This is a genomic window from Hydrogenophaga sp. GW456-12-10-14-TSB4, from assembly GCF_059424305.1.
In genome coordinates, this window is sequence record NZ_JBWKZH010000050.1 from 1 (window position 1) to 12,107 (window position 12,107).

The 12,107-nt window shown below is 66.4% G+C and carries 14 protein-coding genes; 7 read left to right on the forward strand and 7 right to left on the reverse strand.

All coding sequences use genetic code 11. The features are described from left to right. Window positions 1-165: 165 nt before the first annotated feature. The 4 genes from rplU to proB all read left to right on the forward strand — a co-directional run bounded on the left by rplU (window position 166) and on the right by proB (window position 3,164). The gene (gene rplU, locus AC07ZS_RS21295; RefSeq protein WP_291127953.1) at window positions 166-477 is read left to right on the forward strand and encodes a 50S ribosomal protein L21; all 312 of its coding nucleotides are present in this window, start codon (window positions 166-168) and stop codon (window positions 475-477) included. 13 nt (window positions 478-490) lie between these two features. After that, a complete protein-coding gene (rpmA, locus tag AC07ZS_RS21300) occupies window positions 491-748 on the forward strand; it encodes a 50S ribosomal protein L27 (protein ID WP_494800527.1) in 258 nt (85 codons plus the stop codon). 142 nt (window positions 749-890) lie between these two features. Continuing rightward, a complete protein-coding gene (gene cgtA / locus AC07ZS_RS21305; RefSeq protein ID WP_494800528.1) occupies window positions 891-1,964 on the forward strand; it encodes an Obg family GTPase CgtA in 1,074 nt (357 codons plus the stop codon). Window positions 1,965-2,033: 69 nt separating this feature from the next. After that, the gene (proB, locus tag AC07ZS_RS21310) at window positions 2,034-3,164 is read left to right on the forward strand and encodes a glutamate 5-kinase (RefSeq protein ID WP_494800571.1); all 1,131 of its coding nucleotides are present in this window, start codon (window positions 2,034-2,036) and stop codon (window positions 3,162-3,164) included. Between the two features lie 20 nt (window positions 3,165-3,184). On the opposite strand, the gene AC07ZS_RS21315 is transcribed toward proB, so the two are convergent. Beyond that, window positions 3,185-3,724, reverse strand: a complete 540-nt coding sequence (locus tag AC07ZS_RS21315) for a CNP1-like family protein (protein WP_494800529.1) — start codon at window positions 3,722-3,724, stop codon at window positions 3,185-3,187. Then, entirely contained in the window at window positions 3,721-4,362 is a 642-nt protein-coding gene (locus AC07ZS_RS21320; RefSeq protein WP_494800530.1) for an RNA pyrophosphohydrolase, read from the reverse strand. The genes AC07ZS_RS21315 and AC07ZS_RS21320 overlap by 4 nt, the downstream gene beginning before the upstream one ends. Before the next feature lie 182 nt (window positions 4,363-4,544). Between AC07ZS_RS21320 and AC07ZS_RS21325 the strand changes: the two genes are divergently transcribed. Next, window positions 4,545-6,290 carry a proline--tRNA ligase gene (locus AC07ZS_RS21325; RefSeq protein WP_494800531.1) on the forward strand — a complete coding sequence of 582 codons (1,746 nt, stop codon included), beginning with the start codon at window positions 4,545-4,547 and terminating at the stop codon, window positions 6,288-6,290. After that, window positions 6,287-6,916: a lytic transglycosylase domain-containing protein gene (locus tag AC07ZS_RS21330; RefSeq protein ID WP_494800532.1), complete on the forward strand. Its 630-nt coding sequence runs from the start codon at window positions 6,287-6,289 to the stop codon at window positions 6,914-6,916. Before AC07ZS_RS21325 ends, AC07ZS_RS21330 begins: the two co-directional genes overlap by 4 nt. Before the next feature lie 15 nt (window positions 6,917-6,931). On the opposite strand, the gene AC07ZS_RS21335 is transcribed toward AC07ZS_RS21330, so the two are convergent. The 5 genes from AC07ZS_RS21335 to hemA all read right to left on the reverse strand — a co-directional run bounded on the left by AC07ZS_RS21335 (window position 6,932) and on the right by hemA (window position 11,782). Next, complete coding sequence (locus AC07ZS_RS21335) at window positions 6,932-7,936, reverse strand: AAA family ATPase (protein WP_494800533.1); 1,005 nt, start codon at window positions 7,934-7,936, stop codon at window positions 6,932-6,934. A gap of 179 nt (window positions 7,937-8,115) precedes the next feature. Further along, entirely contained in the window at window positions 8,116-8,439 is a 324-nt protein-coding gene (grxD, locus tag AC07ZS_RS21340; protein ID WP_494800534.1) for a Grx4 family monothiol glutaredoxin, read from the reverse strand. A 52-nt stretch (window positions 8,440-8,491) separates the two neighbouring features. Further along, window positions 8,492-9,331 carry a peptide chain release factor N(5)-glutamine methyltransferase gene (gene prmC, locus AC07ZS_RS21345; protein ID WP_494800535.1) on the reverse strand — a complete coding sequence of 280 codons (840 nt, stop codon included), beginning with the start codon at window positions 9,329-9,331 and terminating at the stop codon, window positions 8,492-8,494. Further along, a complete protein-coding gene (gene prfA / locus AC07ZS_RS21350; RefSeq protein WP_494800536.1) occupies window positions 9,328-10,416 on the reverse strand; it encodes a peptide chain release factor 1 in 1,089 nt (362 codons plus the stop codon). Before prfA ends, prmC begins: the two co-directional genes overlap by 4 nt. A gap of 67 nt (window positions 10,417-10,483) precedes the next feature. Then, complete coding sequence (gene hemA, locus AC07ZS_RS21355; RefSeq protein WP_494800537.1) at window positions 10,484-11,782, reverse strand: glutamyl-tRNA reductase; 1,299 nt, start codon at window positions 11,780-11,782, stop codon at window positions 10,484-10,486. Between the two features lie 49 nt (window positions 11,783-11,831). On the opposite strand from hemA, the gene AC07ZS_RS21360 reads away from it, so the two are divergent. After that, window positions 11,832-12,101: a hypothetical protein gene (locus AC07ZS_RS21360; protein WP_494800538.1), complete on the forward strand. Its 270-nt coding sequence runs from the start codon at window positions 11,832-11,834 to the stop codon at window positions 12,099-12,101. Window positions 12,102-12,107 lie beyond the last annotated feature (6 nt).

Below are 12,107 nucleotides of genomic sequence, written 5' to 3' on the forward strand. Positions count from 1 at the left end.
GAGCTGATGCGGTGGGGGAGGGCGTGGGGATTATAGGAACCGTGTCCCGGTCTGCCTTGGTCGAAAGCCGGCAGCTTGCCGGTTTTTCGAGCACATGCTAAAATCTATGGCTCAGTGGAATTGGGTCCGCTGACTTCCATTCGTGGAATTTTTAAAGAGGTTCATATGTACGCGGTCATAAAAACCGGTGGCAAACAGTATCGTGTTGCTGCTGGCGAAAAAATTAAAGTAGAACAGATTGCTGCGGATGTGGGCCAAGAGATCGTGTTTGACCAGGTTCTGGCTGTCGGCAACGGCACCGAAATCAAGGTTGGCACTCCCTTGGTTTCCGGCGCAACGGTCACGGTCACGGTGTTGGCCCACGGCAGGCACGAGAAGGTCAGCATCTTCAAGATGCGCCGTCGCAAGCACTACCAGAAGCGCCAAGGGCACCGTCAGAATTTCACCGAACTGCAGATTGCATCGATCGCAGCCTGAGGAGTAAGTCAACATGGCACAGAAAAAAGGCGGCGGCTCAACGCGTAACGGGCGCGATTCCAAGCCCAAGATGCTCGGTGTGAAGGCGTTTGGTGGTGAGCTGGTCAGTGCCGGCTCGATCATCGTGCGTCAGCGCGGCACCAAGTTCCACCCCGGCATGAACGTCGGCGTGGGCAAGGACCACACCATTTTTGCAACGGTCGATGGCCACGTGAGTTTCGCCGTCAAAGGCGCGCTGAACCGTCACGTCGTCAGCATCACCCCCGTCTGATGGCGCGGGCCCCGGCGCTGCAGGATTGAGAGATCGGTGCAGTGCGGTGGGGCACAGGTGATCCGTTGAATGCAGAAGGCCCGCCTGTGCGGGCTTTTTGTTTGGCTCTCAATTTGCGGGTTCCTTCCCTGGAAAACATGTCATGAAATTTGTGGACGAAGCCACGATCGATGTCGCTGCGGGCGATGGCGGCAATGGCTGCGCATCTTTCCGGCATGAGAAGTACAAAGAGTTCGGGGGGCCTGACGGGGGCGACGGGGGCCGTGGCGGCCACGTGTATGCCGTGGCCGATGCCAGCCTGAACACCCTGGTGGACTTCCGGTTCACCCGCCGCTTCGAGGCGCATCGCGGTGAGCATGGCAAAGGGTCGGACATGTTCGGCGTCAAGGGCGACGACATCGTGCTCAAGATGCCCGTGGGCACCATCATTGCAGACGCCGAAACCGGGGATGTGCTGTTCGAGCTGCTGCAGCCCGGTGAGCAGGTGACCATCGCCAAAGGCGGGGATGGCGGCTTCGGCAACATGCACTACAAGAGTTCGACCAACCGGGCGCCGCGCCAGAAGACGCCCGGCTGGCCGGGTGAAAAGCGCAGCCTGAAGCTGGAGCTCAAGGTGCTGGCCGACGTGGGCTTGCTCGGCATGCCCAACGCGGGCAAGTCGACCCTGATTGCCGCCATTTCCAACGCGCGCCCGAAGATCGCCGACTACCCTTTCACCACCTTGCATCCCAACCTGGGTGTGGTTCGCGTGGGGCCGGAGAAGAGCTTCGTGGTGGCCGATGTGCCGGGCCTGATCGAAGGGGCCTCGGAAGGCGCAGGCCTGGGGCACCAGTTCCTGCGGCATCTGCAACGCACGCGCCTGTTGCTGCACATGCTGGATGTGGCACCTTTCGATGAAGGAGTCGATCCCGTCGCGCAAGCCAAGGCCATCGTGGCCGAGCTGAAGAAATTCGATCAGAAGCTGTACGACAAGCCCCGTTGGCTCGTGCTCAACAAGCTGGACATGGTGCCGGCCGAGGAGCGGGAAGCCCGGGTCAAGGACATCGTGAAACGCCTGAAGTACAAAGGTCCCGTCTTCGAGATTTCCGCTCTCACGCGCGAGGGTTGCGAACTGCTGGTGCAGAAGATCTACCAGCACATCGCCCAGGTGCATCAATCGATGCAGGCGCCCGTGGACGTGGATCCCCGTTTTGTGAATGGCCCTGATACCCCCTGATTTCGCCCCGGCTCGCCCATGGACATCGCCTCGACCCCACCGACCGTTGATTCAGTGAACGTGCATGGCATGGCCCCGGCGGCCGTGTTCAAGACGGCCCGGCGCATTGTCATCAAGGTGGGCTCCAGCCTCGTGACCAACGAGGGCCGTGGTCTGGATGAGGAAGCCATCGGGCAATGGAGCCAGCAACTGGCGGCTCTGGTGCAACAGGGGCGCGAAGTCATCATGGTCAGCAGCGGCGCGGTGGCCGAGGGCATGAAACGCCTGGGCTGGACCTCGCGGCCCAAGGAAATCAACGAGCTTCAGGCCGCGGCGGCCGTGGGGCAGATGGGCCTCGTGCAGATGTACGAAACCAAGCTGCGGGGTTGTGGCGTCGGCAGCGCGCAGGTGCTGCTCACGCACGCCGACCTGGCCGACCGCGAGCGATACCTCAATGCCCGTTCGACCCTGCTGACCTTGTTGCAGCTGGGTGTGGTGCCGGTGATCAATGAGAACGACACGGTCGTCAACGATGAGATCAAGTTCGGCGACAACGACACCCTGGGTGCCCTGGTGGCCAACCTGGTGGAAGCCGACGTGCTCGTGATTCTGACCGACCAGAAGGGCCTGTACACCGCCGATCCACGGCGCGACCCGTCCGCCGAGTTCGTTCATGTGGCCCGCGCGGGCGATCCGCGCCTGGAAGCCATGGCGGGCGGCGCGGGCAGCGGCATCGGCAAGGGCGGGATGATCACGAAGATCCTGGCCGCCAAGCGGGCCGCCGGTTCCGGGGCCTCCACGGTGATCGCCTGGGGGCGTGAGCCCGATGTGCTGCTGCGCCTGACGGCGGGCGAACCCATCGGCACCTGCCTTGTGGCCCAGACACCCAAACACCAGGCGCGCAAGCGCTGGATCTCCGACCACCTGCAACTGCGCGGCGCTGTCGTGGTGGACGACGGCGCGGTGGGCAAGATCGTGGGGGAGGGCAAAAGCCTGCTGCCCATCGGCATGACCGGCGTCGATGGTGAGTTCTCTCGCGGGGACGTGATCGCCGTGCGCGATGCGCGTGGGGTCGAAGTGGCGCGCGGACTGGCCAACTACGCGAGCAGCGAGGCCCGGCTCATCTGCCGCAAGTCATCGCAGGATTTCGAGCGTCTGCTGGGCTACGTGGCCGAGCCTGAAATGATCCACCGCGACAACCTGGTGCTGGCGCGCGGATAAAAACCGGGCGCCTGGCGCGCTCAGCGCGTGTCAGGGCGCCCGTTCTTGAGCGTGTGCAGGATTTTCTGCGGGTTGCCGTTGACGGTCCGACCTTCGCAGATGCCTTGCCGGGCCAAGATCATGGCCGGGCGGGTGAAGCCGGCAAATGACAGCGGTTGCCATTCTTCCTTGGCGTTGACGTTCCAGCTGGCCGCGTTGTTGTTCCAGCGTCCGTAGGTCTTGACCTCACCGGTCTGGCAGCGCACGCCCTGGTAGAGCACGTTGAGCGCCCCGCTGGAGCTGCGGGCGACCATCACATAGCGCACCACACCGTCTTCGCCCACGCTCAGGGTCTTGGGGTCGATGCCATAACTCAGCGCCGATCCCACCGACACCTCGAAGGCTTGCAGTTGATCGGTGCTGAACTTGGGTGGCGGCGCGACCGTGGCTTCCTGCCATGGTGGCGCGTCAGGGTCGGCATCCCGAAGCTGTGCTTGCGCTGGCAGGTTGAAGGAGAGAAGCGAAATCGCGGCGACCGCGATGGGCAGACATCGCGGCAACCGGTGGCGGAAAGAGGTCATTTGTGTTCGATGTGCGCAGCGCGAGAGCCGCTTTGCGGGTCGGGGTCGAAGCTGGCGCCGGGCGGCAACTCCAGGCCCGGAGGGGCCGCCGACAGGTTCGAGGGCTCCGGGGGGTCTTCGTGGCGGTGCCGCGAGCCGCCACGCAGGTAGCGGTTGCGGCTGTCGTTCTTGGGCAGGTAGCGGGAGAGTTCGGTGAGCGCCATTTCATAGACGCCCCGCTTGAACTCCACCACCACGTCCAGCGGCACCCAGTAGTCGTGCCAGCGCCAGGCGTCGAACTCGGGGTGGTTCGTCGCGCGCAGGTTCAGGTTCCAGTCCTGGGCTACCAGACGCAGCAGGTACCAGATCTGTTTCTGCCCCTTGTAGTGACCACGCGCATCGCGACGGATGAAGCGGTCGGGCACTTCGTAGCGCAACCAATCCCGCGTGCGCGCGACAATGCTCACGTGTTCGGGCATGAGCCCCACTTCTTCATGCAATTCGCGGTACATCGCCTGCTCAGGTGTCTCGCCTCTGTCGATGCCACCTTGCGGAAACTGCCAGGAGTGTGAGCGGATGCGTTTGCCCCAGAACACCTGGTTCCGCTGGTTGAGCAGAATGATGCCGACATTGGGCCTGAAGCCTTCTCTGTCAAGCATAATCAACCCCAAATTTTTAAACTGTGTTCATTATGCATCGCGGCATGCAAGTTGCGAAGTGATCACACACCTGTTGCACCTCCGGGCGCAGGTGGGCCGCCCCGGTCGCCGGACGCGCCGTTCTCCGGTTCCCACATCCCGATGAATCGCAACACTGCCTCGCGGCAGAACCCAGCTCGCCCATGAAAGCCTCCCAGTTCCTGATTTCCACCCTCAAGGAAGCCCCGGCCGACGCGGAAGTCGTCAGCCACCAGCTGATGACGCGCGCCGGCATGATCAAGAAGCTCGGCGCGGGCATCTACAGCTACATGCCGATGGGCCTGCGCGTGATCCACAAGGTCGAGGCCATCGTGCGCGAAGAAATGAACCGCGCTGGCTCGGTGGAACTCACCATGCCGGTGATCCAGCCGGCGGAGTACTGGCAGGAAACCGGGCGCTTTGACAAGATGGGGGCCGAGCTGCTGCGCATCAAGGACCGCCACGACCGCGACTTCGTCGTGCAACCCACCAGTGAGGAAGTGGTCACTGACATTGCACGCCAGGATTTCCGCAGCTACAAGCAGCTGCCCAAGAACCTGTACCAGATCCAGACAAAGTTCCGCGATGAGCGGCGCCCGCGCTTTGGCCTCATGCGGGGCCGCGAATTCATCATGAAGGACGCCTACAGCTTTGACCGGGACGAATCGACCGCCAAGCTGAGTTACCAGGTGATGGCTGGTGCCTACCGCCGCATCTTCGATCGCTTCGGTCTGCGCTACCGCGCGGTGGCGGCGGACAGCGGCGCCATCGGTGGTGACCTGAGTGAGGAGTTCCAGGTGATTGCTGCCACGGGGGAAGACGCCATCGTCTACTGCCCGGCGAGCGACTATGCCGCCAACATGGAAAAAGCCGAGGCGCTGGCGCCGGCGGGGCCGCGCCCCGCCGCGGCCAACCCCATGGCCAAGACGCCCACGCCCGGCAAGGCCACCTGCGCCGACGTGGCCACGCTGCTGGGCGTGCCGCTGGCCACCACGGTGAAGTCGCTGGTGCTGGCGACCGATGAGCTCAACGAAGCGGGCGAGATCGTGAAGAGCCAGGTCTGGCTGTTGCTGCTGCGCGGGGACCACGACATGAACGAGGTCAAGGTGGCCAAGGTGCCGGGGCTCAACGCCGGCTTCCGTTTCGCCACCGGTGCCGAGATCGACACGCACTTCGGCTGCAAGCCGGGTTATCTGGGCCCGATCGGCCTGAAGAAGCCTGTGAACCTGGTGGTCGACCGCGAAGTGGCCGTGCTGGCCGACTGGATCTGCGGTGCCAACGAGCCCGACTTCCACATGACCGGCGTGAACTGGGGGCGCGATCTGCCCGAGCCCACCCTGGTGGCGGACCTGCGCAACGTGGTCGAGGGCGACGCCTCACCCGATGGCAAGGGTGTGCTTGCCATCGAGCGTGGCATCGAGGTCGGCCATGTGTTCTACCTGGGCACCAAGTACAGCAAGGCCATGAACGCCACCTTCCTGGGTGAAGACGGCAAGCCCGCGCATTTCGAGATGGGCTGTTACGGCATCGGCATCACGCGCCTGCCGGCGGCCGCCATCGAGCAGAACCATGACGAGCGCGGCATCATCTGGCCGGACGCGCTGGCGCCGTTCACGGTGGTGGTCTGCCCCATCGGCATGGACCGCAGCCCGGAGGTGAAGGCCGCCGCCGAACAGTTGTACGGTGAGTTGCTGGCCGCCGGGGTGGACGTGATCCTGGACGACCGGGGCGAGCGCCCCGGTGCCATGTTTGCGGACTGGGAGCTCATCGGTGTGCCGCACCGCGTCACCATCGGTGACCGCGGCCTCAAGGCCGGGCAGGTCGAGTACCAGCACCGCCGTGATGCCGCCGCCACCCAGGTGGCGGTGGGCGATGTGGTGTCGCTGCTGAAGGGCAAGCTGGGCGCATGAAGCCGCTGGTCTGGTCGCGCCGCGACTGCCTGCTGGCCGCCGGCGCGCTGGGCCTGGGCTCCTTGGCGCCGGCTGCGCATGGCGGAGGCCAGCTGGAAGAGCCGCTGGCCGATTCGGTGCGCGGCGCCTTGAGCGCCGCGATCGCCAACAGCGCGCCGCCCGTGCCCGAATTCGCCGACCTGGAAAAACGCCTCGCCTACCTGCGCTGGCTGGGCGCGTCCAGCGACCGGCTGCAGCGCCGCAAGCCGGACTTCCAGACCCGCATCGAGTTTCTGCAGACCCTCTGGTACGAGACCCGCCGTGCGGGGCTGGACACCACCCTGGTGCTCGGGCTGGTGCAGGTCGAGAGCGCCTTCCGCAAGTTCGCCATTTCGCGCGTGGGCGCGCGGGGCTACATGCAGATCATGCCGTTCTGGTCGCGCCTGATCGGCGATGGTGACGCCAGCCGGCTCTTCAACATGCAGACCAACCTGCGGTTCGGCTGCGTGATCCTGCGCCACTACCTGGACCGCGAGCGCGGCGACACCTTTCTGGCGTTGGGTCGCTACAACGGCAGCCGGGGCCGGGCCGAGTACCCCAACGCGGTCTATGCCGCTGCCAGGAACTGGGCCCACCCTGACGCCTGAGCGCGCCGCGACCGCTTACTGCATGAAGCCGATGCGGCTCTTGCCCGCCCCCACACGTGGCAAGTCCTCGGGCTCGATGCGGTAGCGGTTGTCCAGCCGCGCATTGCCGAAGCCCGTGACGAGCGCCCGGCGCATTTCCCGCGGCGCGAGCGTCGCCAGCACATCCAGCACATCGTTGGCCGGTTCGGGATCGAAGCGCTGGCCCCAGTCGTGCTCGCCCAGGATGCCCCGGTACAGATGGGCCGCGATCTTGCGCGCGGCCTCGGGCGAAGGCGGTGCGATCTCGTACACGTTCATGCGGTTCATGATGGGTTCCGGGATGCCGCGCTCGTGGTTGGCCGTGGTGACCCAGATCACCTGGCTGGCGTCGATCGGCACTTCTGCGAACTCGTCGACGAAGCTCTGCGCCGTGTCGTGTTCCAGCAGGCTGTAGAGCGCGCCCAGCGGGTCGTACTGCGCGTCCGCGGCGGCCTTGTCGATCTCGTCCACCACGATCACCGGGTTGGCGTACTGCCCGTCCACCAGCGCCTCGAACACCTTGCCGGGCTTGGCGCCCTTCCATTGCGAGGACGAACCCGACAGCAACCAGCCGGCCGTCATGGAGCTCATGGGCACCAGGCTCATGCTGGTGCCGAGCAGGTCAGCAAGCTGGCGCGCGAAATGGGTCTTGCCGACGCCGGGCGGGCCCAGGAGGAGGATGGGGGTGACCTCCAGGCTGTCCCGGCTGTCCTGGCTCAGCGCCACGTGGCGCTTCACGTCGTCCAGCACCTCGACAAAATTGGGCAGCAGGTCGTAGAGCGGGGCCATGTCGGGCACACCCGAAGGCTTGACCGCGAAGCGCTGCGGGCCGCGTTCCAGCATGCGCTGCCAGGTGTTGCGAAGGCTTTCGTAGTCGCGTTCGTTGCCGCTGGCCTGAAGGTGGGCCAGTTTGCGCTCGACGTCGTCGGCGCTGAACACGCTGCGCATCTGGGCGATGGGCAGACCGAGGGAGGGTGAAGCGACCAGGCTGCGAGAGCTCATGCGATTCTCCTTGAGGTTCGGTGGCGATTTCATTCAAGCACACAACATGCCCGACCTCAATGCAGAAATGCCCGGCAAAGGCACCGCATACCGAAGCATGGGCACGAGGTGTGCGAAATCGCGCACCAGAAACGACAAGGCCACCCGAAGGTGGCCCTGGCTGGTGCAAGAGAAACGGATCAGGCTTCGCCGTTGATGACCTGCTGCAGTTCACCGGACTGGTACATCTCCATCATGATGTCCGAGCCGCCGATGAATTCGCCCTTGACGTAGAGCTGCGGGATGGTGGGCCAGTTGCTGTATTCCTTGATGCCCTGGCGGATGCCGTCGTCCTCGAGCACGTTGACCGTGGTCAGCGCCCGGGTGTCCACGCCGCAGGCCTTGAGGATCTGGATCGCGCGGCCGGAGAAGCCGCACATGGGGAAGCTCGCGCTGCCCTTCATGAACAACACGATGTCGTGGGATTTGACCAGCTGGTCGATTCGGTTTTGCGCGTCGCTCATGGCTGAAAGTCCTTCTGCGGAAGGGTCTGGAGAGACCCGGAAACGGTTGGCATTATCGCCGCTGCGGCCACTGGCCGCCGCTGCAGCGCTCAATGCCCGCGAGGTCGGTGCGGCTGCCGATCTGCTCGAAGCCCGCCGCCTGAAGCAGCGCACGCACGGCGCCAGCCTGATCGTGGCCGTGCTCCAGCAGCAGCCAGCCGCCCGGATTCAGGGCGGCGGGTGCGGTGACAACCAGGGCCCGGATGTCGTCCAGACCATCGGGGCCGGCGGTGAGCGCCGAGCCGGGCTCATGGCCGAGCGCCGCAAGATGGGCGTCGCCTTCGGCGATGTAGGGTGGGTTGCTGGCGATCAGGTCGAAGCGCTGTGCCGGCACGGCGGCGAGCCAGTTCCCGAGGTGGAAATCCACCGCCAGCCCCAGCCGATCGGCGTTCGCACCGGCGACGGCCAGCGCATCGGGGCTGGCATCCGTGGCCGAGACCACGGTGGCCGGCCGCTGGGCCTTGAGGGCCAGCGCGATGGCACCGCTGCCGGTGCCCAGGTCGAGCACGCGAGCGCCGGCAGGCAGACCGTCCAGCACGCCCAGCGCCCAGGTCACCAGGGTTTCGGTGTCGGGTCGTGGCACGAGCACGCGGGGATCCACCTGCAGGGTGAGGCCGAAGAATTCCTGATCGCCGCGCAGGTAGGCCATGGGCTCGCCGCGTTGCCGGCGCTGCACCAGGGCCGCAAGGCGGGCCGTCGCCTCGGCGTCTATCGTGTCGCCGTCGTGCGCCAGCAGCCAGGCACGGTCGTGGGGGCTGCGCTGCTGGGCCAGCAGCAGCAGCATCTGCGCGTCGATCCGGTCCAGGCCGTCGCGCTGCAGATTCGCCAGGGCCTCGCGCAGCGTGGTGTTCATGCGCCGTTGCGTTGTTCGAGTTCGGCCAGCAGCTCGACGCCGCGCGCGACCTGCAGTGCGTGGATCACCTCGTCCAGGTCGCCCTCCATCACCTGCAGCACCTTGTACAGCGTGAGGTTGATGCGGTGGTCGGTCAGCCGGCCCTGCGGGAAGTTGTACGTGCGGATGCGGTCGCTGCGGTCGCCGCTGCCGATCAGGCCCTTGCGGGTGGCGGCTTCGGTGGCCGCGCGTTCGCTGCGCTCTTTTTCCTGGAGGCGCGCGGTGAGCACCTGCAGCGCCTTGGCCTTGTTGCTGTGCTGCGAGCGGCCGTCCTGGCATTCGGCGGTGATGCCGGTGGGCAGGTGGGTCACGCGCACGGCGGAATCGGTCTTGTTGATGTGCTGGCCGCCCGCGCCGCTGGCCCGGAAGGTGTCGATGCGCAGCTCGCTCGGGTTGAGCTGCACCGCCTGGGTTTCGTCGGGCTCGGGCATCACGGCCACGGTGGCCGCGCTGGTGTGGATGCGGCCCTGGGTCTCGGTGGCGGGCACGCGTTGCACGCGGTGGCCGCCGGACTCGAAACGCAGCCGGCCGTAGGCACCGGGGCCGGCGATGCGCAACACCACTTCCTTGTAGCCGCCGAGCTCGCTGGGCGACTCGCTCACCGTCTCCACCTGCCAGCGCTGTTTTTCGGCGTAGCGCGTGTACAGGCGGGCCAGGTCGCCGGCGAACAGGGCCGACTCGTCGCCGCCCGTGCCGGCCCGGATTTCGACAAAGGCGTTGCGCTCGTCGTCCGGGTCCTTGGGCAGCAGGAGTTGCTGCAGTTCGGTGTCCAGCTGCGCCATGTCGGCCTCGGCGCTCTGGATTTCCTCCTGCGCCATCTCGGCCATGTCGGGATCGCCGAGCATCTCCCGCGCCGTGGCCAGATCGGCCTCGCGCTGGAGGTAGCGGTTGAACACCTCGACCACGGTGGTGGCCTCGGCGTGTTCGCGGCTCAGCGCGCGAAAGCGGTCCAGCTGGTCGACGACATCGGGCGCGGACAGGAGCGCATCGAGCTCGTGCAGGCGGGCTCGCTGGCGCAGCAGGGTGTCACGGACAAAGGGTTTCATGGTGGAGCGAAGGCCCGGCACGCCGGCACGGGCGCAGGCCCGCGACGCCGTGAGCGGGCCCGGTCAGCTAGTTTTGCGCGTTGCGCGGAGGTTTGGGCGGCTCGTCGCGCAGGAACAGCCGCGAGACGGTGTGCGCGGTGGCGGCGCGCGTGGCGCTGTCGCCGGTGTGCAGTTCGGCCAGGGTGCCGTGCAGCATTTTCTGCGTGAGGCCGCGCGAAAGCGCTTCCAGCACGGCCTCGACCGGCTCGCCCTTGGCCAGCAGGCGGCGCGCACGCGCCATTTCGACGGCGCGCCACTCGTCGGCCTGGGCGTTGATCTGCTGGATCAGTGGCACCACGCCGTGGGCCGGGTCGCGCTGCTCCATCCAGTGCATGAAGCTGAGCACGCCGGCGTCGATGATGGCTTCGGCCTGCGCCACGGCGGCCTGGCGGTGCTCCTTGCCGGTCTGCACCACGGTGGCGAGGTCGTCCACGGTGTAGAGGTACACATCGGGCAGGGCCTTGACCTCGACCTCGATGTCGCGCGGCACGGCCAGATCGACCATGAACATGGGGCGGTGGCGCCGCTTCTTGAGCGCGCGTTCCACGGCGCCCAGGCCGATGATGGGCAGCGTGCTGGCGGTGCAGCTGATGACGGCGTCGAACTCGTGCAGGCGGTCGGGCACGTCGGCCAGCCGCATCACCTGCGCGCCGAAACGGCTGGCGAGCTTTTCGCCGCGCTCCAGCGTGCGGTTGGCGATCGCCATGCCCTTGGGCGTCTTGGCCGCGAAGTGGGTGGCGGCGAGCTCGATCATCTCGCCCGCACCGACAAACAGCACCCGGATGTCGCGCAGGTCCTCGAACAGCTGCGACGCCAGCCGCACGGCGGCGGCGGTCATGCTGATGGAATGGGCGCCGATTTCGGTGGAGCTGCGCACCTCTTTGGCGACGGCGAACGAACGCTGGAACAGCTGGTGCAGGGTGGAGCCCAGGGCGCCGGCGTCGCTGGCGGCGCGCACCGCGTCCTTCATCTGGCCGAGGATCTGTGCCTCGCCCAGCACCATGCTGTCCAGGCCACTGGCCACGCGGAAGGCATGGCGGGCGGCCTGGTCGTCGCGCAGGATGTAGGCATGGTCGCGCAGCACCTGGCCGCTCACGCCGCCGGTCTGCGCCAGCCAGTCCAGGGTGGGGTCCACCGCCGACTGGTCGCCCGCGCCGTAGAGCTCGGTGCGGTTGCAGGTGGACAGCAAAGTGGCCTCGGGCTGGCGCGCCAGACTCTGGCGGTAACCGTGCAAGGTGGGCTGGATCTGGTCGAGCGCGAACGCAAAACGGCCCCGCAGATCGAGCGGAGCCGTGTTGTGGTTGATGCCGAGGGCCCAGACAGACATGGGGGTGATTATAAAATTGAACCCTTATGCATGCCGCAACCTGTCCCGAATGACGCCACTGGCCTTTTTGGTGCACGTCGCCGGCTTCATCGCTCCCGCCGTTTTTCTGGCCCTGGTGCTGTGGACGGTGCCGCGTTTTCGTCGCGCCGGCCGCGCCGCGAAAGGCGCCGGCCTGGAGGCCTTCATGCTGGTCGTGGCCGGTGTGGTGGTCCTGCTGGCCGGGCTGGTGGTTTTCGGCCGTGACGGGAAGATGGCCACCTACGCCGCCCTGGTGTTCGTGCAGGGCACCCTGGCCTGGTGGCTGCACCGCAAGCGCTGAGCGCCC

What these genes read in the sequence shown, in the direction of transcription:
- rplU (WP_291127953.1), top strand. Translation starts at nt 166, where the DNA reads ATGTACGCGGTCATAAAAACCGGTGGCAAACAGTATCGTGTTGCTGCT.
- rpmA (WP_494800527.1), top strand. Translation starts at nt 491, where the DNA reads ATGGCACAGAAAAAAGGCGGCGGCTCAACGCGTAACGGGCGCGATTCC.
- cgtA (WP_494800528.1), top strand. Translation starts at nt 891, where the DNA reads ATGAAATTTGTGGACGAAGCCACGATCGATGTCGCTGCGGGCGATGGC.
- proB (WP_494800571.1), top strand. Translation starts at nt 2,034, where the DNA reads ATGGCCCCGGCGGCCGTGTTCAAGACGGCCCGGCGCATTGTCATCAAG.
- AC07ZS_RS21315 (WP_494800529.1), bottom strand. Translation starts at nt 3,724, where the DNA reads ATGACCTCTTTCCGCCACCGGTTGCCGCGATGTCTGCCCATCGCGGTC.
- AC07ZS_RS21320 (WP_494800530.1), bottom strand. Translation starts at nt 4,362, where the DNA reads ATGCTTGACAGAGAAGGCTTCAGGCCCAATGTCGGCATCATTCTGCTC.
- AC07ZS_RS21325 (WP_494800531.1), top strand. Translation starts at nt 4,545, where the DNA reads ATGAAAGCCTCCCAGTTCCTGATTTCCACCCTCAAGGAAGCCCCGGCC.
- AC07ZS_RS21330 (WP_494800532.1), top strand. Translation starts at nt 6,287, where the DNA reads ATGAAGCCGCTGGTCTGGTCGCGCCGCGACTGCCTGCTGGCCGCCGGC.
- AC07ZS_RS21335 (WP_494800533.1), bottom strand. Translation starts at nt 7,936, where the DNA reads ATGAGCTCTCGCAGCCTGGTCGCTTCACCCTCCCTCGGTCTGCCCATC.
- grxD (WP_494800534.1), bottom strand. Translation starts at nt 8,439, where the DNA reads ATGAGCGACGCGCAAAACCGAATCGACCAGCTGGTCAAATCCCACGAC.
- prmC (WP_494800535.1), bottom strand. Translation starts at nt 9,331, where the DNA reads ATGAACACCACGCTGCGCGAGGCCCTGGCGAATCTGCAGCGCGACGGC.
- prfA (WP_494800536.1), bottom strand. Translation starts at nt 10,416, where the DNA reads ATGAAACCCTTTGTCCGTGACACCCTGCTGCGCCAGCGAGCCCGCCTG.
- hemA (WP_494800537.1), bottom strand. Translation starts at nt 11,782, where the DNA reads ATGTCTGTCTGGGCCCTCGGCATCAACCACAACACGGCTCCGCTCGAT.
- AC07ZS_RS21360 (WP_494800538.1), top strand. Translation starts at nt 11,832, where the DNA reads ATGACGCCACTGGCCTTTTTGGTGCACGTCGCCGGCTTCATCGCTCCC.